The organism is Nocardia nova NBRC 15556, assembly GCF_001613005.1.
GTDB lineage: Bacteria > Actinomycetota > Actinomycetes > Mycobacteriales > Mycobacteriaceae > Nocardia > Nocardia nova.
Genome location: NZ_BDBN01000119.1, coordinates 1 through 20,863 on the forward strand (window position 1 = coordinate 1; position 20,863 = coordinate 20,863).

Annotated in this window: 17 protein-coding genes; 10 read left to right on the forward strand and 7 right to left on the reverse strand. The window is 70.2% G+C overall.

What is annotated here, in order from left to right; translation table 11 throughout:
• The 3 genes from NN2_RS32490 to NN2_RS32500 all read left to right on the forward strand — a co-directional run.
• Positions 1-887, forward strand: an 887-nt coding sequence (locus NN2_RS32490; RefSeq protein WP_174555041.1) for a 2-oxo acid dehydrogenase subunit E2, incomplete at its 5' end; no start/stop codon positions are given.
• A 4-nt stretch (positions 888-891) separates the two neighbouring features.
• Complete coding sequence (locus NN2_RS32495) at positions 892-1,167, forward strand: hypothetical protein (protein ID WP_063018757.1); 276 nt, start codon at positions 892-894, stop codon at positions 1,165-1,167.
• Complete coding sequence (locus tag NN2_RS32500) at positions 1,164-2,075, forward strand: ribose-phosphate diphosphokinase (RefSeq protein WP_063018759.1); 912 nt, start codon at positions 1,164-1,166, stop codon at positions 2,073-2,075. Before NN2_RS32495 ends, NN2_RS32500 begins: the two co-directional genes overlap by 4 nt.
• 407 nt (positions 2,076-2,482) lie before the next feature.
• On the opposite strand, the gene NN2_RS32510 is transcribed toward NN2_RS32500, so the two are convergent.
• Positions 2,483-3,118 carry a CBS domain-containing protein gene (locus tag NN2_RS32510; protein ID WP_063910933.1) on the reverse strand — a complete coding sequence of 212 codons (636 nt, stop codon included), beginning with the start codon at positions 3,116-3,118 and terminating at the stop codon, positions 2,483-2,485.
• 220 nt (positions 3,119-3,338) lie between these two features.
• Between NN2_RS32510 and NN2_RS32515 the strand changes: the two genes are divergently transcribed.
• Together NN2_RS32515 and NN2_RS32520 are read left to right on the forward strand one after the other, a co-directional pair.
• On the forward strand, positions 3,339-4,262 hold the full coding sequence (locus NN2_RS32515; RefSeq protein ID WP_063018763.1) for a universal stress protein: 924 nt from the start codon (positions 3,339-3,341) through the stop codon (positions 4,260-4,262).
• A gap of 167 nt (positions 4,263-4,429) precedes the next feature.
• Positions 4,430-5,767: a wax ester/triacylglycerol synthase family O-acyltransferase gene (locus tag NN2_RS32520; protein ID WP_063018765.1), complete on the forward strand. Its 1,338-nt coding sequence runs from the start codon at positions 4,430-4,432 to the stop codon at positions 5,765-5,767.
• A gap of 14 nt (positions 5,768-5,781) precedes the next feature.
• Here NN2_RS32520 and NN2_RS32525 read toward each other — a convergent pair whose 3' ends face one another.
• Positions 5,782-8,580: a cation-translocating P-type ATPase gene (locus NN2_RS32525; RefSeq protein ID WP_063910934.1), complete on the reverse strand. Its 2,799-nt coding sequence runs from the start codon at positions 8,578-8,580 to the stop codon at positions 5,782-5,784.
• A 192-nt stretch (positions 8,581-8,772) separates the two neighbouring features.
• Here NN2_RS32525 and NN2_RS32530 point away from each other — a divergent pair, with 192 nt between their 5' ends.
• A complete protein-coding gene (locus tag NN2_RS32530) occupies positions 8,773-9,723 on the forward strand; it encodes a 1-phosphofructokinase family hexose kinase (protein ID WP_063018782.1) in 951 nt (316 codons plus the stop codon).
• A 31-nt stretch (positions 9,724-9,754) separates the two neighbouring features.
• On the opposite strand, the gene NN2_RS32535 is transcribed toward NN2_RS32530, so the two are convergent.
• Both NN2_RS32535 and NN2_RS32540 read right to left on the reverse strand, forming a co-directional pair.
• Complete coding sequence (locus tag NN2_RS32535) at positions 9,755-10,249, reverse strand: GNAT family N-acetyltransferase (RefSeq protein WP_063018767.1); 495 nt, start codon at positions 10,247-10,249, stop codon at positions 9,755-9,757.
• Positions 10,246-11,709: a bifunctional aminoglycoside phosphotransferase/ATP-binding protein gene (locus NN2_RS32540; RefSeq protein ID WP_063018769.1), complete on the reverse strand. Its 1,464-nt coding sequence runs from the start codon at positions 11,707-11,709 to the stop codon at positions 10,246-10,248. Before NN2_RS32540 ends, NN2_RS32535 begins: the two co-directional genes overlap by 4 nt.
• 208 nt (positions 11,710-11,917) lie before the next feature.
• Here NN2_RS32540 and NN2_RS32545 point away from each other — a divergent pair, with 208 nt between their 5' ends.
• Complete coding sequence (locus NN2_RS32545) at positions 11,918-12,580, forward strand: hypothetical protein (RefSeq protein ID WP_063018771.1); 663 nt, start codon at positions 11,918-11,920, stop codon at positions 12,578-12,580.
• Between the two features lie 17 nt (positions 12,581-12,597).
• Here the strand turns inward: NN2_RS32545 and NN2_RS32550 are convergent, their stop codons facing one another.
• The 3 genes from NN2_RS32550 to NN2_RS32560 form a co-directional block, all read right to left on the reverse strand.
• On the reverse strand, positions 12,598-13,932 hold the full coding sequence (locus NN2_RS32550) for a phosphoribosyltransferase family protein (protein WP_063018773.1): 1,335 nt from the start codon (positions 13,930-13,932) through the stop codon (positions 12,598-12,600).
• A 339-nt stretch (positions 13,933-14,271) separates the two neighbouring features.
• A complete protein-coding gene (locus NN2_RS32555; RefSeq protein ID WP_231983140.1) occupies positions 14,272-15,108 on the reverse strand; it encodes an SCO6745 family protein in 837 nt (278 codons plus the stop codon).
• A gap of 93 nt (positions 15,109-15,201) precedes the next feature.
• Positions 15,202-16,266 (reverse strand): sodium:calcium antiporter, encoded by a 1,065-nt coding sequence (locus NN2_RS32560; protein WP_063018777.1) that lies wholly within the window; start codon positions 16,264-16,266, stop codon positions 15,202-15,204.
• A 307-nt stretch (positions 16,267-16,573) separates the two neighbouring features.
• Between NN2_RS32560 and NN2_RS32565 the strand changes: the two genes are divergently transcribed.
• From NN2_RS32565 to NN2_RS32575, 3 genes are all read left to right on the forward strand, one after another.
• Positions 16,574-18,598 carry a CocE/NonD family hydrolase gene (locus tag NN2_RS32565; RefSeq protein WP_063018784.1) on the forward strand — a complete coding sequence of 675 codons (2,025 nt, stop codon included), beginning with the start codon at positions 16,574-16,576 and terminating at the stop codon, positions 18,596-18,598.
• Entirely contained in the window at positions 18,591-19,583 is a 993-nt protein-coding gene (locus tag NN2_RS32570; protein ID WP_063910936.1) for an alpha/beta hydrolase fold domain-containing protein, read from the forward strand. Before NN2_RS32565 ends, NN2_RS32570 begins: the two co-directional genes overlap by 8 nt.
• A 7-nt stretch (positions 19,584-19,590) precedes the next feature.
• Positions 19,591-20,863, forward strand: a 1,273-nt coding sequence (locus NN2_RS32575) for an ATP-grasp domain-containing protein (protein WP_063018779.1), incomplete at its 3' end; no start/stop codon positions are given.

The window sequence follows — 20,863 nt, forward strand, 5'->3', positions numbered from 1 at the left end:
GGTCCGGGGCGCAGCCGGACGTCGCACGCGCCTCCGGTCTGGCGCGGCGACTCGCCGAAGCGCGGGGACTCGACCTGTCCGGGCTGTCCGGAACCGGTCCCGCCGGTGCCGTGCGCGCCCGCGACCTCCCGGCCGAGGGTGTCCCCGCACCCGCCGCGGCACAGCCATCGGAGGACGAGACGGTTCGCGCGGACACCGCCACCCCGCTCCCGGGCTCGCGCGACGCGGCGGCGATGCGCTCGGCGATCGCCGCGACGATGGCACGGTCCAAACGAACCGTGCCGCACTACTACCTGTCCGATGTCGTCGATGTCTCGGCGGCGGCCGACCGGCTGCGGGAGCGAAATGCCGGCGCGCCGCTCGCTGAGCGAATCGTGATGGCCGCCTTGTTGTTTCGCGCCGTGGCCGGGGCTGCCCGCCGGGTGCCGCAGCTCAACGGATATTGGATCGACGACGAGTTCCGTCCGGCGTCCGCGGTGCATCTCGGCGTCGTGGTGTCGCTGCGCGGCGGGGGCATCATCGTGCCGACGATTCCCGACGCCGACACCTTGGGCGCCGCGGAGATGATGGCCGCGATGCGATCGGTGGTGCAGCGCGCCCGATCCGGCCGCCTGCGCTCCTCGGACGCGACCGCGGCCACCATCACGGTCACCAACCTGGGCGATCTCGGCGTGGAGTCGGTGTTCGGCGTGATCGCCGTGCCGCAGGTCGCGATCGTCGGACTGGGCGCCGTCACCGACCGGCCGTGCGCTGTCGACGGTTTGCTCGGTGTGCGGCCGCAGGTGACCGTCACCCTGTCGGCCGATCATCGCGCCAGCGACGGCGCGACCGGCGCCCGATTCCTGCACACCGTCGCCGACCTGCTGCATCAACCCGAGGAGTTGTGAAGCCATGTCCACCACTGTTTCCCGGCAATCGGCCGACAGCGCCGTGCGTGCCGCACTGCGCGGATTCGCCACCGACGCCGAACTCACCGCACTCGGACCGGACGAGCCGCTGCGCACCACCCTGGAACTGGATTCGCTGGATTTCCTCACCTTCGTCGAACGGTTGTCGAATCTGCGCGAGGAGCCGATCGCCGAGGCCGACTATCCACGGCTGGCCACGATCCGCACCTGCGTCGACTTCCTCGCCGGGAGTCCCGAGACGGGTGCCGGGGCGCGATGAGCACGTTGCGCATCATCCGCGGCAGCGCCAACCCGCCGCTGGCCGACGCCGTGGTCGCGCGAATCGGCGGGGATTCGCACGAGTGCTGCGATTCGCAGCCGACGGCCGGCGGCGAACGGCGTGTGGTCGTCGCCGACGTCTCCGGCGACGATGTGTACATCGTGCAGCCGACGTCGCCACCGGTCGGCGAGCATATGGTCGAGTTGCTGCTGCTGCTCGACGCCTGCCGCCGCGCCGGCGCGGGCCGGATCACCGCGGTGGTTCCGTACTTCGGTTATGCCCGTCAGGACCGGGGTACGGCGGGGGAGGCGATCGGCGCCAGGGTGGCGGCCGAAGCCATCGCCCACGCGGGCGCCGACCGGCTGGTCGTGGTCGACCCGCACACGCCCGCACTGGGGGCGATCTGCCCGGTGCCGGTCGAAATCCTGACCGCGGTGCCGCTGCTGGCGAGCGAACTGGAGCCGGCCATGATCGGCCGGGGTGTGGTCGTCGCCCCCGACCTGGGCGCCGGTGAGCGCGCCGAACACTTCGCCGCCGCCTTGCGCGCATCCGTCGCGGTGGTGCGTAAGCACCGGCTGAGCGATACGAGCGTGCGCGCACTCGATCTGCTCGGCGAGGTCAGCGGATGCCCCGTCGCCCTCGTCGACGACATGATCTGCACCGGGGCGACGATCGAGGCGGCCGCCCACCTGGTGCGGTACCAGGCCGCCGACACGCTCGTGGCGGCCACCCACGGCCCGCTGAGCGACGGGGCGGCGGCGCGTCTGCACGAACTCGGACTCCGCCGCATCGTCGTGACCGACAGCGTCTTTCACGATGCGGAGGCAGGGAAGATCGAGGTGTGCTCGATCGCGCCGCTGCTCGCCGACGCCATCATCGGATTGCACGAGGACCGCCGCCGCGGGTGACCGGCGAGAGCCGCCGCGCACGTTCCGCGCCACGCCGGGACAGGGGCGAAAGTCCCGGACGCGCGGGGACTCTCGTCACCGAAAGGTGAGGCCCGCACCGGGCCGGACGTCCCGGACAGCGACCCGATTGGCCACTTCCCGCGATGGCTTCCGATACTGCTCCTCGGCTGTGATGCAGACCACAATAGAAGTGTCGAAGGAACCGGCGACGACGAGGTCGCCGCATCGGCAGGAGTCGGCCACAACGGTGTGGCGTGATTCGTCGGGGATGATCATTCGGGGGTGATCGGCAGTATCGGACAACGACCGATTCGCGGCTCCCGGACGAGGGTGAGCCGCGAATCACGTTGATGGAGGCTGGGTTTCGCGCTGTTCGGCATGGTGGACCGCCGGGCGAGCCCGGTGGGTCACCCGATGGTCTCGTCGGCCTTGCGATGCAGCCATTCCGACAGCGGTGCCGTGGGAGCGCCCGTGGCATCCGCGACGGGGCCGGGGCCGGGAACCGTTTCGGCGTGGGTGATCTCGTCGACGGTGAGCGCCAGCGCCGTCACCGTCCGCTCCTCGGCCGCATCCGCGAATCCGCCGGTGATCACGGCGTGACCGCCGTCGACCCGGATCGTCCACTGGCGGCGGCTGCCGGCGTAGTCGTCGAGCAGGGCGCGCACCTTCGCCTCCACGGCGGCGTCGTCGCGCATCAGGGTGCGCAGCAGATCCCGGCGTGCCACGATGCCGACCAGAATCCCCGCCTCGACCACCGGCATCGAACGCAACCGCCGGGTGAGCATGCGCGCGGCGACGGTGGCGAGGTCGGTTCCGGGCTCGATCACCTCGGCGGGGGTGGTCATCGCCGCCCCGACCGTCGCGTCCGAGGCAGGCGCCGAGAGCGCGTCCGATTCCGACAGCATGCCGACGACGTGCCCGTCCTCGTCGACGACCGGAAGGGCGGCGAAGCCGCGCTCGGTGAGCTGGGAAATCGCCTGGGGCAGTGGGGTTTCGGCGTGGACGGTGACCACGGGACGGCTGAGAATGTCGCGAGCGTACATGGCAGAACCTCCTGCATCGATCCTGGTTCCGGCCCGGAACACACGCCAGGGACCGTCGGCTCCCATCCCTGGACGAAGGTCCCGCATCGGGCGCGGTGCGAGATGCGGGCCGCGCGGTCGAGATGAGGACTTTCGGCCGCATCGCGGCATCGGCCGTCGTCTCTACCGTGAGAACAACGGCCGAGCACCTCGCGGGCCGTCGCACGGAAGGAAGGGCGCCATGACCCCCGAACACAGCTCCGACATCCGCCATTCCGCCGCGGCCGCGGTCGTGGTGGGTGTCGACGGTTCCGGGCACGCCGATCTCGCGGTGGACTGGGCCGCGGGGATGGCCGCGCAGCGCGGGCGGGAATTGCGCATCGTGCACGCGCTGGACCTGAACCGGCTGCAGCTCGGCATCGGCTCGCTCGATTCACCCGCGGCCGCCATGCTGACCGCGGCTCGCGAGCGCGGCGCCTCGTTGGTCGAACGGTCGGCGCAGCGAGTCCGGGCGGTGCTGCCGGGGCTGCGGATTTCGACCGCGGTCCTCGACGGTGACCCCGCCAGGGCGCTGGTGAACGCCAGCGCATCCGCCTACGCGGTGGTGCTCGCGGCCCTCGGCACGAACCGGCTGGCCGGTCATTTCGGGGCCACGGTGTCGGCGGTGGCCGCCCATGCGACCGGGCCGGTGCTGGTGGTGCGGACCGATCCGCAGGAGAACCGCGTGCACACCGAGGGCCCCGTCGTGGTCGGCATCGACGGCGGGCCGGTCAGCGAGGCAGCCATCGGCGCGGCCTTCGAGGAAGCCGCCGAACGCGGCGCCGAACTCGTCGCCGTGCACGTATGCCACGACGTCTACTACGGGCAGTTCGCCGACGATCCGCACATCCTGTATTCGGCTCGCGAGGTCGAGGTGCGGGAACGTGCCGTGCTGGCCGAACGGCTGGCGGGCTGGCAGGAGAAGTATCCGGATGTCGCCGTGGCGCGCCGGGTGTCGCTGGCCGATCCCGGTGCGGTGCTGCTGGAGTCGTCGAAATCGGCGCAACTGCTGGTGGTCGGGAGCCGCGGCCGGGGCGCGGTGCTCGGCGCGCTGCTCGGCTCCACCTCCCATTCGCTGGTGCAGCACGCCTGGTGCCCGGTCATGGTGGTGCATCCGCAGCCGTGACGCGCTCGCACCACCGGTGTCCCCGCCAGAGCAGCACTGCCCGCCTCGGGCCGCCTTTCGTCACTCGCGGCGGCGACCTTCGCATCTGCCGGTGACACGACGGAGCGCACGAGACTGAACCCACCAGCTCGGCAGATCGCCGGCATGTTTCGGAACGAGCCACCACCATGAACGAATTCGGACCGCTGGACACGGGTTTCATGGAGCTGGAGGACAGCGACCGCCACGTCAATATCGCCATCGCCGCGATCGCGATCGTCGCCGGGCCGGCGCCCAGCCGAGAGCGGTTCGACGAGACCGTGACCCGGGCGCTGAGCCGCAAGGAGCGCCTGCGCCAGCGGATGCGGCGCACACCGCTGGACATCACGGCGCCCAGCTGGGAGGACGACCCGGATTTCCGATTGTCCCGCCACGTCCGATGGACGGCGCTGCCCGGCCCCCGGGACGAGCAGGCGTTACGCGAGTTGGTGGGCGAGGAGCTCGCCCGCCGCCTCGATCGCGAACATCCGCTGTGGCAGGTCGTGGTGGTGGACAATCTCGCCGAGAACCGGTGGGCGGTGATCGTCAAGGCACACCACAGCATGGTCGACGGGATCGCCGGCATCACGGTGTTCGAAAGTCTCTGCGACGAAGAGCCGGAGACGCCGTCCGAACTGCCGGTGCGGCCGCCGGACACCGCTGTGAGCCTGCGGGACACGGCGGGGACCGTGATCCGATTGCCTTACACCGCTTCCCGTTTCGCTGTCCGCACGGCCCGCACGCTGGTGCCGCTGCTGCGCGATACCGTGGTCCCGACCCCGACATCCTCGCTCAACGGCCCGCTGGGCCGCCGGCGCCGGTATGCGGTGGCGCGGACCTCGCTGTCGCAGCTGCACGAGGTCGGCGCCGCGTTCGACGCGACGGTCAACGACGTCGCGGTGTCCGCGCTCGCCGGAGCGTATCGACGCCTGCTGTGCGCGCGCGGCGAAGAACCGCAGGCGGATTCGGTACGGATCGTGATACCGGTGTCGATGCGCTCGGCCGACGCGAAATACGCGATGGGTAACCGGGTCTCGGTCGTCATCGCCGCCTTGCCGGTCGATGTCGCCGATCCGGTACACCGCCTGCAGACGGTGCACGAACGCATCGTCCGCCATCGCGCGCGGGGCGAGGCGGAGGCGGAGGCGTCACTGCTGACGCTGGCCGGCCGGCTGCCCGCCGGCGTGGCGGCGTGGGCGTTCCGGCTGGCCACCCGCTTCCCGCAACGCGGCATCAGCGCGCTCGCGACCAACGTCCCCGGACCGCGCCACCGGCTGAGCATGGCGGGCGCCGAGGTCGAGCAGGTCTGGCCCGGAATCCCGGTGGCCATGCGGCTGCGCACCACGGTCGCGATGCTGAGCTACGCCGGCCAGTTCACCTTCGGGATCACCGGCGACTACGACACCACTCCCGATATCGAGCTGATCCCGGCGGCGGTCACCGACGAGATCGAGACGCTGCTGGCCCGCGCCCGCGCCACCGCCTGAACCGGCCCCACACGCTAGGACGGCTCGGACACCGGCGAGGGCTCGGGCGGCGACGACTCGGGCGCCGGCGACGGCTCGGGTGCCGACGGCTCCGGCACCCGGTGCCGCAACACCCACCGATACACCTCGTCGCATCCCCAGACGATGAACGGGAACGGGACGACGAAGGCGATCATCCACGGTGCGAGGGCCGCGGTGCCCAGGACGTCCTGCAGCGGCGGCACGTACACCACCACGGCGGTCAGCACCAACTCGAAACCTATGCCCCACAACAGCATCGGATTCGAGAACACCCCGATCGACCGCAGCGACGCGCGTTCGGTGCGGGCCGCGAAGGCGGTGCCGATCTGGCCCGCGACCATGCCGACGAACAACATCGTCACGGCCTGCCGGTAGGCGTGGTGCAGTGCGGATCCGGGCCCGGTGGGGTCGCCGGGATGCCAGCCCGCCGAGATCAGGACGGCGAAGAAACCGGCGAGGGCCAGGACGGCGCAGATCAGTCCCAGGAACAGCCAGGCGCGCAACAACATCCGGCGCCGGATCACCGGTTCGCCGCGGGGCCGCGGCGGCCGTCGCATGATGCCCGGCTCCGCGCGTTCGCGGCCCAGCGCGAGGGCGGGAAGCGTTTCGGTGCCCACATCGAAGGTCAGCAGCAACGGCACCGTCAGCGGAACGGGCACCGCGCCACCGGACAGCGCGAACACCAGGAACGGCAGCACCTCGGGGGTGGCGTGGGCGAAGATGTAGAAGATGAACTTGCGGATGTTGTCGTAGACCCGGCGTCCGGACTCGACCGCCGCGGCGATGGTGGCGAAGTCGTCGTCGGTGAGGACCATCGTCGACGCCTCGCGGGCGACGTCGGTTCCGCTGCGGCCCATGGCGATTCCGATATCCGCGCGCCGCAGCGCGGGTGCGTCGTTGGCGCCGTCGCCGGTCATGGCCACCACGTGCCCGGTGGCGCGCAGGGCGTCCGCGATGCGCAGTTTGGCTTCGGGTGAGGACCGAGCGAAGATCACCTCGTCGGCGCCGGCGAGAAGATCGTCGAGCTGGGCTTCGCTCATGGCGTCGAGTTCGGGGCCCGTGACGATGGCCGGGGTGCCGTGCACGATGCCGACCTGGCGGGCGACGGCGGCGGCAGTCGCCCCGTGATCGCCGGTGATGACGATGATCCGGATTCCCGCGGTGCGGCAACGGGTTACGGCGCCCGGTACCTCCCGGCGTGGGGGGTCGACGATGCTGACGACCGCCAGCAGGGTGAGATCGGTCTCGGCCGCGGCGGGTGTCGCCGGATCCGGGCGGCCCGCGGACAGGGGCCGGTCGGCGATGGCGAGCATCCGGTATCCGTCGTGCGCCCGCGCGTCGACGGCGGCGAGAACTTCGGCTCGCCGTCGCTCGGTCAGCGGGCGGGTGGTTCCGTCCGGGGCGAGTTCGGCCGTGCACAGCGGAACGACGGTTTCGGGCGCGCCCTTCACATGGACGGTGTGCACGCCGCGGGCGTCGTCGAGGGTGGACATGCGTTTGCGTACGGAGTCGAAGGCGAACTGCCGCAATCGATGTCCGTCCGGGCCCGCCGGATCGAGAGCTGTCGCCGCGGCGAGGACGGCGATATCGGTCGCGTCGCCGGCGAGCTCCCCGGTCGGTGCCGGATGGGCGTTGTTGCAGAGCGTCATCGCCCGCGCCGCCCGGCGCACCGGTTCCGTGACGTCGGTGGCGGCGAAGGGGTCGATCTCACCGGAGGCGGTGGCGATGGTGATCACCCGCATCCGGTTCTCGGTGAGGGTTCCGGTCTTGTCGGTGCAGATCACGTCCGTGGAACCCAGCGTCTCCACCGCCGAGAGCCGTTTGACCACCGCGCCGCGCGCCGCCAGCTGGCGCACCCCGATGGCCAGGGCCAGGGTGATCACCGGCAGCAGCCCCTCGGGCACGTTGCCCACCAGCAGCCCGACGGCGAAGATCACCGCGTCGAGGAACGGCAGCCCGGCCCCGAAGATCGCCAGCGGGATGAACGCCGCGCCGAGCAGTACCGAGATCGCGGCGATCAGCCACGCCACCCGCCGCACCTGGTGTTCGAGCGGACTCTCCTCGGTGCGCACCCGCTCCGACAGCGAGGCGATCCGGCCCAGTTCGGTGCGCATCCCGGTGGCGAAGACGACGGCCGACGCCTCACCCTGGGTGCACGCGGTGCCGCTGAAGATCACGTCGGTGGCATGCAACAGCGGCACGGTGGAATCGACCGGCCCGGCGCTGCGGTGGACCGGCACCGACTCCCCGGTCAACGCCGACATATCCACCTCGACGGCGCCGTCGAGCAGGCGGGCATCGGCCGAGATCTTGTCCCCTTCGGACACGATCAGCACATCGCCGGGCACCAGGTCGGCGGTGTCCACGCTCCGGCGCGACCCGTCGCGAACAACGGTGGCGTGCAAAGGGATGAACGCGGCCAGCGCCTCGACGGCATGTTCGGCGTGGCGCTCCTGGACGAAGGCGAAGACGGCGTTGAGCACGATCACCGACAGGATCGCGATCGCGACCGCTTCGATGCCGACGGAGAACGCCAGTGCCGCCGCGGCCCACAGCAGGAGCGCGAGCGGGTGGGTGAACTGGCGCAGCAGCTGTCGTGGCCATTGCCGGGTGCCTCGGCGACGCAGCGTATTGGGCCCGGCGTGAATCAGCCGGCGTTGCGCCTCGCGGGTGGACAGGCCGCCGCGTGAACTGCGTAGATCCCGCAGCAGCAGGTCCAGCGGTTCGGTGGCTTCGACCTGAGCGGGCACCTCGGCCGCGCGGTCGGTATCCGGAGAGACGGAGCCGAGCACGGTCGATCAGCCCGGCCGTCGTGCGGTGCTGCGGACCATGATGCCTCCCTCCGGCACTCGGCCGGGTTCGGTGACGTTTGCTCCTACTCGACTGTAGAAGCAGCGCTCGCACCGGACACGGGACTTCGGTCACCACCGCGGCCGACCGGAATGCCCTACTCGGTGGTCCGCCGATCCCGTGAGATGGACCGTATGCCGATCGTCACGCTCACGATGAATCCCGCGATCGATAGTGCCGCCCGCACCGAGCGGGTTCTTCCGACCGACAAGATGCGCTGTAGCGCACCGCGATTCGACCCGGGCGGCGGCGGCATCAACGTCGCTCGCACGGTCGCGGCCCTCGGTGAGCCCGTCACCGCGATCTATCCCGCCGGTGGGCACACCGGTGTCTTCCTCGAGCAATTGGTGCGCGCGGCGAATATCCCCTCACACGCCGTGGCCACCGCCGAGCCGAGCCGGGAAAATCTGGCCGTGTTCGCCGACGACACGGGGGAGCAGTACCGATTCGTCTTCCCGGGGCCGCGGCTGACACCGGCCGAACAGCACCGCTGCCTGGCGGCGGTGGAGCACTGCGCGCCCGGAGCGGATTATGTCGTGGCCAGCGGCAGCCTGCCGCCCGGCGTCGAGTCCGACTACTATCAGATTCTCGCCGATGTGGCTGCGGCACAAGGTGTTCCGATGATTCTCGACACCTCCGGGGCCGCGCTGCGGGCGATCCGGCGCGGCGTCTTCCTGATCAAGCCGAGCGTGCGGGAGCTCGCGCAGCTGGTCGGGCGCGCGCTGCCCGATCGCGAGGCACAGGCTGCCGCGGCTCGCGAACTCGTGCACGCCTCGGTCGCCGAGGTCGTCGTCGTGTCGCTCGGCGCCGAGGGGGTACTGGCGGTCACGGCCGAGCGATCGCAATGGTTCGCGCCGATACCGGTGCCGGTGCGCAGCGGGATCGGCGCGGGGGACGCGATGGTCGGCGGCATCACCGTCGGCTTGACGCGCGGTTACGAGCTCGACGACGCGATCCGATTGGGTATCGCCGCGGCGACCGCCGCCCTGACCACCTCGGGCACCGCTCCCGGGCTGCGCTCGCGGATCGAGCAGCTGTACGAGGAGCAGACGCGGGCCGCGGCGCCGGTAGCCGAAATGGGCTGATCGCAGGCGCGCCCGACAGCGATGTGCCGAGCTACGACGGGCCGAGCCGCAAAACGACGTGGACGACCTCGTCGTCGCGATGGGCCGACATCGGCAAATCGATGTCCATCAGCAACTGCATCATCTTCGAATTCGTGGCCAGGATGTCGCCCGCGAGCCGGGCGATGCCGTGCCGTCGTGCGTCCTCGCCCAGCCGCGTGAGCAGGGCAGTGCCGATACCCGACTGCTGGTCCTCATGGGCGACCACCATGGCCACCTCGGCGCAGTCGGTGTCGGGCAGCACGACGTAGTTCGCCACCCCGATGAGCCGACCGCCCGAGAAGGCGCCGAAGGCGCAGTGCCTCGGGTCGTTCAGCGATATGGCGGCCGCCAGTTGTTCGAGATGTTTCGGCCGTGCGCCGAAGAACCGGTAGTAGCCGTCGCGCTGATCGAGCGTCGCGTGCAGATGCCGGACCGCATCGCAGTCGCCGGGGGCGAGACGGCGGTAGGTGACGTCGGTGAGGTCGACGGCCGGCTCCGCGGTCACGCGTCCCCCCGTCCGATCCTGTGCCGATAGCTGCGCAGCGCGGCTGCGACGGTCTCGTCCTCGGAGGCGGTGGTGTCCAGGACCACCGCACCGGGCCACGGGTCGCGATCCGCGGCCATGGCCGCCGCGACGGCGGGTGTGGCGTCGGATTCGGATCCGCTGCGTGCCGCGATGCGTGCGGCGGCGACGGAAGTCGGTGCGCTACAACAGAGTTCGATGAGATCCGCCGCGGTGTCGGTCGCGAGCCGAGACGCTCGGCGTCGTTGCGTCTCGTCGATCCAGCTGGCGTCCAGAACGACCGAGCGGCCGGCGGCGAGCAGAGTCTGCGCCTCGGCGCACATGACCGTGTAGACGTGATCGCGGGCGGCGGGCGTGTAGGCGCCGTGGTCGTACTCGCCGGCCGCACCGTCCAGCACACCCTCGGCGCGCGCCACGGCGCGAATGTGGTCGCTGGACAACAGGATCGCGCCGGTCGCCGCGGCCAGGCGGCGGGCGATCGTCGATTTGCCGGTGCCCGGCAGGCCGCCGACCAGGACCAGGCGCACCGCGCCGGCGGCGAGGTGGCGCAGGGCGACCTCGACGTGCCGGACCGCACTCGCCGCCGCGTGGTGCTCCCCCTGCCGCAATCGCACGCAGTCGACCTTCGCGCGTACCGCCGCCCGGTAGGCGATGTAGTGGTGGTACAGCGAGTCCGGCGCCGGGTCGCCGGTCGTTTCGAGATACTCCTCGACGACGGCCCGGCCGAGCTCCGGATACCCGAGGCGTTCCAGATCCATGGCCAGGAAGCAGATGTCGTCGAGCCGATCGACGTGGCGGAGTTCGTCGTCGAAGTCGAGGCAGTCGATGACCCGCACGCCGTCGTCGGTGACGAAGATGTCGTCGGCGCGCAGATCCCCGTGACCGTCGACGATGCGCCCGGTGGCGATGCGCTTGTCGAACAGCGCCTTCCGCCCGTCGAGGTAGCGCATCGCCAGTTCGGTCAGCTCTCGTACCGCGGCCGGTTCGATCGGGGGATGGGTCATTCCGGACAGCAACGACATCCAGCGCTCGCGCACCGCCGTGACCGTCGCCGCGCGATCGATCGCCGGTCCGGCCGACGCCCGGTCGTGCCAGGCGGCCACGTCGTGTACCAGAACCGAGAGGATGTCGCGCGCGACGGCCGGGTCGTCGAGGCGACGCGACAACCGGGTGGCGTCGGGGAGCCGGCGCATCACCAGCACGGGTTCGTCCGCATCGGTCGTCGGATCCGACAGGTGCCCGATGCCGAGGTAGACATCGGGGGCGAATCGCCGGTTGAGTTCGAGTTCGCGCATGCAGGCGGCTTCGCGCGCGGCCCGCGTGGAGAAGTCGAGAAAGTCGGTCCGCACCGGCTTCTTGACCTTGTAGGCGCGGTCTCCGTACAGCACGACCACCGCCGAATGAGTTTCGGCGAGTGCGGCGAAGGGATCGTTCGTCTCCATCGGTACCAGCGTCGCCGATGGCCCGGGAATTCGTGATGGACCAAAGTCACCGGAATGTGGACCATGCGGCCCGTGGTGCGTCGATGCGCTGGGTGCCGGGGCAGGAAATGCCGGAAACCGGAGACCATCAAGGCCTTTCGAATCTGCCGGGCGGCCGGGGCCGCCATACAGGATCGAATCACGGACTTCGACCAGTGAGGCGGCCACCATGACGATCGAGCAACCGCTACTGCGCCCGCTCTCCCGACCCGCGGCGCTGTGGCGCCGGTGGGTGGCGGCCGTGACGGTCGGGGAATTCCTCGGCTTTCTCGCCCCGGCGACCGCCGCCGCGGCGACCGCGCATGCCGGTGCCGGTGTCACGGCCGCCGCGATGCTGACCGCCGGTGCGGTGGAGGGGGCGGTCCTGGGCGCGTTCCAGTCCTCCGTGCTGCGATCCGCGCTGCCGCACTGGCGCGCGGCGCCCTGGATCGGGGTCACGGCGGCGGCCGCGGTGGTGGCGTGGACGCTGGGGATGATGCCGATGCTCTTCGGTGAACGGGTCGCACGGTGGCCGCTGTGGGTGCAGATTCCGGCGGTGGTGGCCGCGGGCCTGGTCGTGGTGTTCTCCCTGGGTGTCGCTCAGTGGACGGTGCTGCGCCACTACTGCGCGCGAGCGGCATTGTGGCCCTGGGGCAACGCCATCGGCTGGATCGCCGGGTTGTGCGTGTTCACCGCGGTGACCACCCCGTGGTGGCAGCCCGGGCAGTCGGCGGCGCAGATCGCCGCGATCGGGGCAGTGGGCGGGCTCGCCATGGCGGCCGCCGTCGCGGTGGTCACCGGGGTCTTTCTGGTCCGCACCATCGGGGAGGGCGAGGGTCGCACGCGAGGGTGAGGACGCGGCTCACCCGGTCATGGTCGCGCGCGGGCCGTGGATTCGCGGAAATGGGTGCAAAACCAGTCGCGGGCCAGTTCGGCCACCGCTTCCAGCGTGCCGGGCTCGGCGAACAGATGGGTGGCGCCGGGCACGATCTCGACGCGTGTCTCGCACGTCATCGCTCGCTGGGCGAACCGGTTCAATTCGATTACCGTCGGGTCGTTTCCACCCACGATCAACAGGGTCGGCGCTCGCACGGCGGTCAGATAGAGGTCGGCGAGGTCGGGCCGGCCGCCGCGGGAGACGACGGCGGCGATGCCCAGTTCCGGCGCGGCGGCCGCCCGCAGCGCGGCGGCGGCCCCGGTGCTGGCGCCGAAGTACCCGATCGGAAGGTCGTCGGCGTAGTGCAGCCCGGTGAGCCACCGCGTGACACCCGCCAGCCGATTCGCCAGCAGGCCGATATCGAAGACGTTGGCGCGGTCGAGCTCTTCGGCGGGGGTGAGCAGATCGAACAGCAACGTTCCGAGTCCGGCCCGCTGCAGGACGGTGGCGACGAATCGGTTGCGCGGACTGTGCCGGCTGCTGCCGCTGCCGTGCGCGAAGATGACGACGCCCGTCGCGGCTTCCGGGACCGTCAGGTGGCCGCTCAGTTCGGCCTTCCCGACGGTGATGGTGACCTCGTCGTCGACCAGCGGCGGATCGTCGGAATCGGCCACATCGGGTCGTTCGCGGGCGGCGACCGCCGCCCGGGCGAGCAGATCGACGACTTCGGCGTCGCTCGTCTGACCGAAGTGCCGGTACCACTGGCCGACCGCGTCGAAGAGCAGCGGCGTTTCCAGGCAGACGATGTCGTCTGCTTCCGGCCGCAGCGACGCCAATGCCTCGCGCGGGGCGACCGGAGTCGCGAGGACGATGCGGGCGGCGCCGCGGGCACGGGCCACGCGGCAGGCGGCGCGGGCGGTGGCCCCCGTCGCGATGCCGTCGTCGACGAGCACCACGGTCCGGCCACGCAGCGGCGGTCCGTCGCGCCCCTGCCGGTACATGTCGACGCGACGCGCAAGTTCCGCGCGTTCGTGCTTCTCCACCGCATCGATGTCGTCCTCGGACAGCCCGGTGCGGCGCACGACCAGGGTGTTGATTACCCGGGTGTCGTCCTCGCCGATCGCGCCGAAGGCGAGTTCGGGCTGATAGGGGACGCCCAGCTTGCGGATCACCAGCACGTCCAGCGGCGCGCGCAGTGCCCGCGCCACCTGGAAGGCGACGGGCACTCCGCCGCGCGGCAGGCCCAGCACGACGACATCGGTATCACGCAGGGCCATCAGGTGCGTCGCGAGCTTGCTGCCCGCCTCGACGCGATCACGAAACACCATCGAATGCCTCCTGCCGGGTTCTTGCGAAGCCCGCGGGCAGCACCGCATGCCGGCTCGGCACGGCCCACGCCCTGGCGCTACGGCGACCACCGGACCTCGGCGCGGAGTCCGAGGAGGTCCTCACCGATCTCACCGACCGGGTCGCCGACGTGCTCATCGGGTCTCATACGGCAACTATCCGCGTTCGCTCGCTCCGCCGAATCGTGCCGAAGGCTCCGATGCGTGGGACGTTGGTCAATTTTCTCGCCGGACTCTCCCTCGCGCTGCCCAGGGGCCGGCGCCGCCGCGGCGTGCAGCAATGTCACCGTTTCGTCGGTGGCGCGGCGGGCATCGGGAAGCTCAGGGGCGGGGCAGCGTGCCGATGGGGGTGCGATCGGGCATAGCGGTGTGCGCCGCTCGCGCCAGCGGCCGCAGCAACTCGGCGAGGCGTCCGGTCGCCGCGGACCCGATCTCCCGCCACGGCCGCGCGGCCAAATCGTCGGTGCGCCTTTCGATCTCGTCGAATTCGGCGCGACCGGCCGAGGTGGGCCGACCGTCCGCGTCGAGCCAGCCGCGGTCGGTCAGGCCCGCGATCGCGCGATCCCACTGCTCGTCGTCCCACCCGCGAGCCGGTTGCAGGATGTCGCGTCCGGAATCGGTGGCGGCGCGCCAGGCCAGACTCTGACATCCGGTCAGTCCGGCGGTGGTCAGCGCGGCGACATGGCCGTCACCTCGGTGCTCGCGCAGCACCGTGCAGGCGTGCCACAGGACCGACAGCGGGTCGCCGGGCCAGGTCAGGTCGGCATTGGCGGCGGCGAGGGGTTTGCCTTCGAGTTCGACCGCTGCCGCGGCCCGCCGGGCCAGTTCGGCCGCCTCGGCGTACTCCTCGTCGGTTCCGCCGAGCCGGATCAGCGCGGCGCGGGCGCCGGCGGAGCGGGCCGCGAGCACTCGCTGCGGCGTCGCCAACTCCCACACGCCCGGCAGCGCGCGAGCCACCATGGCGGGGGAGAAGCCGAAGAAGGCCGCCGTCACCACGCCGGGACCGACCGGCCCGAACGGCGCCGATCGACCGCCGAAATAACCGCGCCAGAAGCCGCGCAGACCCGCCTGCTCGAATTCGGCCCGGCATTCCGGGGCGAAATAGGTCACCGCGTGGATCGGCTCGAACACCGCCCACATCTCGCGTGCTGAAATCACCCGCACCCCTTGTCTGTTCGCATCCTCCGGCAAGTGGATCACCTCGATCCTAGGTACCTCCGGAATCCCGCCACCCCGCCACCGCCATCGTGGTCAGGTCGGGATGAGGGCGAGCCCGACCACGCCGAGGACGTACACGACGAGCACGGTCAGCGAATCCGGTCCCATCCGCAACCATTGGCGGCGGGGACGGAACACCAGGCCGGTCATGTAGACGAGGGTGAGCACGCCGCCGAGGGCGGTGAGGTAGATATCGGTGTTGTGGGCTCGAGGAAGCACCGACGACCCCGAGAGCAACGTCGCGAGCAGAAACAGCACCGGGAGGAACGCGTTTCCGCCGAAGATGTCGCTGACGGCGAGTTTGTAATCACCCATGCGCGTGGAGGTCAGTCCGGTCGACAGTTCGGGCAGTGAGGTGGCCGCGGCCAGCACCGTGGCGCCGAACACGACTCCCGACATTCCCCAGCGGCCGAACAGTTCCTCACCGCTGCGCTCGATGCACACGCCCGCGGCCAGGGTGACCACGGCGGCCCCGGCGAAGATCAGCGCCGTCCGGCCGGTGCCGACCCCGCGACGCGTGGCGTGATCCTCCTTCGTGGCCGTGGAGTGCCCGGCCGGACGGTCCTGGCCGCCGGGCGCGTCGCCGGCCTCGTGCCACGGCAGGCTGCGTCCCGCCCGGCGCAGCAGCAGCAATCCGATGGCCCACAGCACCGCGATGAGCACGACTCCCGGCGTCATCCGCCAGGCGATGACGTCGGACGGCATCTGGGTGGACATCACGACGAGCAGCAGCAACGCCACGACCAGCGCGCCTTCCAGCAGCAGTGTCAGCGAGGCGGCCAGATAGGTCAGCGGCGCGCGCGGGCGGACACCGGCGGCGTCGAGCGCGACGAGGACGACGGTCTGCAGCGCGATCCCGCCGAGAATATTGCCGACTGCCACGTCGAGCTGATGCGCGAGCGCCGCACTGGCGGTGATCGCGATCTCGGGCAGATTGGTGGCGACGGCCAGTAGCAGGACCCCGCCGAGCGCCTCACCGAGGTGCCAGCGCTGCGACAGCACATCCGTGGTGTCGGAGAGTTTCACGCCGGCCACCCAGATGGCCGCGGCGCAGGCCAGGAAGATCAGCAACAGCAACGGCGAAGACAGTGCGCTCATGATGGCGCAGTCATAGCCGCGGTCCCCAGGATTCAAACTGGGCACATCCGCCCCACGGGCCACGACTCGGCGAGCGATGTAGCCCAGCTCACACCGTCGGCGCGCAGCGGCCGTCAGCGTGCCCGATTCGCAGCGAAACATGCTGTACGAGAAGTGGTTTCGTGGTGAATCGCACCACCGGGTGCGCTGCCGGTGTAGCGCGGCCGTGAGCGGGTAGCCGCCGGAAAGTGCGTAATCGACGGGGGCGGTGGCGGGCGGCGAGACGCGGTGCCCGCAACCGGCCGCCGATGTGGATCAAGGAGGGCTGATGCGGACGGTGACGTCCATGCCGCAGCAGATCACCGTGGACGAACAGGTGTGGATTCCGATGCCGGACGGGGTGCGGCTGGCCGCCAAGGTGTGGCGGCCGGTCGCCTCCGACGACGCCCCGGTGCCCGGCATCCTCGAATACATCCCGTATCGCAAGCGGGATCTGAGCGCGGTGCGGGATTCGATTCACCACCCGTATCTCGCCGGCCACGGCTACGGCTGTGTCCGCGTCGACCTGCGCGGCACCGGCGAGTCGGAGGGAGTGCTCGCCGACGAATACCTGGAACGAGAGCATCTCGACGCCGAAGCGGTGCTCGCCTGGATGGCGGCGCAGCCGTGGTGCAACGGCCGGCTCGGAATGATGGGCATCTCCTGGGGCGGCTTCAATGCGCTGCAGGTGGCGGCCCGCAAACCCGCGGGGCTCGAGGCGATCGTGATCTCCTCGTTCACCGACGATCGCTATTCCGACGACATGCACTACATGGGCGGCGCCCTGTTGTCGGACAACATCGCCGAATCGGCGACGATGTTCGCCTACAGCACGCTGCCGCCCGATCCCGCGCTGGTCGGCGAGCGATGGCGGGAGATGTGGCTGGAACGGCTGGAGAACTGCAGCCTCTGGGCCGCGAACTGGCTCGAGCACCAGCGCCGCGACGACTACTGGCGGCGGGCGTCGGTCTGCGAGAACTACGCCGACGTCCAGATTCCGGTGCTGGCCTCCAGCGGCTGGGCCGACGGCTATTCCAACGCCGTCGCACGGCTGCTCGAGAACCTGGAAGTTCCGCGCAAGGGCCTCATCGGCCCGTGGTCGCACAAATATCCACATCTCGGCGAACCCGGCCCCGCGATCGGCTACCTGCAGGAGGTGGTGCGCTGGTGGGACCATTGGCTCCGCGATATCGACAACGGCGTGATGGACGGGCCGATGCTGCGCACGTGGATGCAGGAGAGCGTGCCGCCGTCCACGTCCTACGAACAGCGGCCTGGCCGCTGGGTCGGTGAGCCGGCGTGGCCCTCACCGCACGTGCGGGCCGTGGCGCACCCGCTGGCACGCACTCGGATCGCGCGCCCGGACGAGCCGGTGGCCCCGGCGGCGCTCGCGGTCGAGTCGCCGCTGTCGGTGGGACAGTTCGCCGGGAAGTGGGCGTCCTACAGCGCTCCGCCGGATCTGCCCTACGACCAGCGCGAAGAGGACGGCGGCTCGCTGGTGTTCGACACCGACGCGCTGACCGAACGCTGCGAGATCCTGGGCGCGCCGACCGTGACGCTGGAGGTGTCGGCCGACAAACCGGTGGCGATGGTCGCGGCCAGGCTCTCGGATGTCGCCCCGGACGGCCGCGCCACCCGGGTCACCTACGGCCTGCTCAACCTGACCCACCGCGACGGGCACGACGAACCGGAGCCGCTGGAACCGGGTCGGCGCTACCGCGTCACCGTCCAGCTCAACGCCGTGGCCCAGGCCTTCCCGCCGGGTCACCGGATCCGGTTGTCGCTGTCGACGTCGTACTGGCCGCTGGCGTGGCCGCCGCCGGAACCGGCCCTGGTCACCGTGTACACCGAAGGCAGCGCGCTGACGCTGCCGATCCGCCCGGTCGCCGAATCCGACGATGTCGCGGTGCGCCCGTTCGAGGAGCCGGAAGGCGCCGAGCCGATGCGCACGACGCAGATCAGCCCTGGCGAGCAGAAATGGACGGTCTCGCGCGACCTGATCGAATACCGGTCCGCGCTCGACATCGTCAAGGACGCCGGCCTCGTCCGCTTCGACGAGCACGATCTCGACGTCGACCGCCGCGTCCACGAACGCTACAGCTGGAAGGCGGACGAATTCTGTTCCGCCACAGCGGAAACGTCGTGGTCGATGAGTTTCGCCCGCGGCGACTGGCGGGCCCGCACCGAGACCCGGACCCGCGTCACCTGTACCTCGACCGAATTCCTCGTCCACGCCGAACTCGACGGATTCGAGGGTGAACAGCGAATGTTCTCGCGGAACTGGAAGAGGGTGATCCCCCGTGACCATGTTTGACCTGGAGCCGGTAGCCCCGGTGAACCACGCGAAACCGAGTCTGCGCAGCCGGATGCTGATCGCGGGCATGCGAATGACCCACGCGGACAAGACCTTTGCCGACGCGCACGCGCTACGGGAGAGCATCCGCAAGAGCCAGCGGCCCGACCGCGACCGCCCGCCGGCCGAATTGCACACCCATTACTGGGTGACGCGCCGCACCATGCAGGGTCGGCCGGTCTACACCATCCGGCCACTCGAGGGCGGCACCTCGCGCCACGTCCTCTACCTGCACGGTGGCGCCTACGTGCACCAGATCCAGCACGACCACTGGAAGTTCCTGGCGCGACTGGTCGACCGGACCGGATGCAGCGTCACCGTGCCGCTCTACCCGCTCGCGCCCGCACACCACGGCGACGACACGGTGGCCATGGTGCGCGCCGTGCACGACGAGGTTTTCGCGCACACGGCCTCGGAGAACAAGGTGTTCATGGGTGATTCCGCCGGCGCCGCGCTGGCGCTGGTGCTGGCGCGCGAGCTCGGCGCGACGGAGGCGGTCCCGCCCAAGGAGGTCGTGATGATCTCACCGTGGCTCGACGTGACCATGACCGATCCCATGGCCCGGGCTCTCGAGCCGTGCGACCCCTACCTCGGCGTCGCGGGACTGGCCGAGGCCGGTCGCCTGTACGCGGGTGACCTCGACCGGTGCGATCCGATGATCAGCCCGCTGAACGCGCCCGCCGCGACGCCCGGGCGCCTCAACCTGTTCGTCGGCACCCGCGACATCCTGTTGGCCGATGCCCGGCGCTTCCGGGCGCGGTGCGTGCGTGAGGGTGTCGAACTCGCCTACTTCGAATATCCGGGAATGTTCCACGCGTGGCATCTCTCGGATGTTCCCGAGGCGCGGCACGCGATGCGCCGGCTGGTGCGGATCGTGCAACGCCCGGCGCCCCGGCCGGATGCCAGGGAATCGATGCACGCGCCCGTGGAAAACATTTCGAAATGAGGAATTCGTGAGCACTGCCGACATCTTCGTAATCGGTCTCGACGACGGAAATCTGCGCACCCTCGAGCAGATTCCGGATGCGCAGCGGTTCCGGTTCCACCCACTGCTCGGAATCGAGGAAACGCAGGAGGGCGAGATTCCGATCGAGGACCTGTTGTACAAAGCGCACGAAACACTGAAGGGCTTCGACGGCGATATCGCGGCTGTCGTCGGTTACTGGGATTTCCCGGTGACCGCCCTGGTTCCGATGTTGTGTGAACAGTTCGGACTGCCCAGCGCCGATCTCGAGGCAGTGGTCAAATGCGAGCACAAGTACTGGAGCCGGATCGAGCAGAGCAAGGTGATCGACGAGATCCCGAAGTTCGGAATCGTCGATCTCGACGGTGAGGCCCGGCTGCCCGAGGGGATGAACTATCCGGTGTGGCTCAAGCCCGTCAAGTCCTTCTCCTCGGAACTGGCGTTCCACGTCCACGACGATCGCGAGTTCGAGGCGGCGGTCGAACAGATCCGCGAGGGCGTCGGCCGTGTCGGCAAACCGTTCGAATTCGTACTCGACCGGATCGAACTTCCGCCGGAGATCGCCGCGATCGGCGGCCAGGCCTGCCTGGCCGAGGAAACGCTCACCGGAGTGCAGGCCGCGACCGAGGGATACGTCTATCGCGGGCAGGTCACCGTCAACGGCGCCCTGGATTCGATCAACTATCCGGATACGCCCTGCTTCCTGCGGCATCAATATCCGTCCCAGTTGCCGCCCGAGGTCGTGGCGCGGATGACCGAGATCTCCGAGCGCGTCATAGCGCAGATGGGCCTGGACAATTCGACCTTCAGCATCGAATTCTTCTGCGAGCCGGAGACGGGACGGGTCTCGGTCCTGGAGATCAACGCCCGCCATTCGCAATCGCACGCCGACATGTTCTATGCCGTGGACGGCGTGCCGAATCACCACTGCATGGTGCGACTGGGCCTCGGCCTCGATCCGCGGCTGCCGAAGGGCCAGGGCCGCTACGACATCGCCGCCAAGTGCTACCACCGCCGCTTCTCCGACGCGATCGTGACCAGAATTCCCACGGCGGCCGAGATCGAGCGGATCCAGGACGACATTCCCGGCGTCACCATCGAAGTGGTTCCCAGCGAGGGAACCCGGCTGTCGGATATGCCGGCGCAGGACAGCTACAGCTACGAACTGGCGGATCTCTTCATCGGCGCCGACAGCGAAGCGGATCTGATCGCCAAATACGAACGCTGTGTCGAGGCCCTGCACTTCGAATTCGACGAGGAGG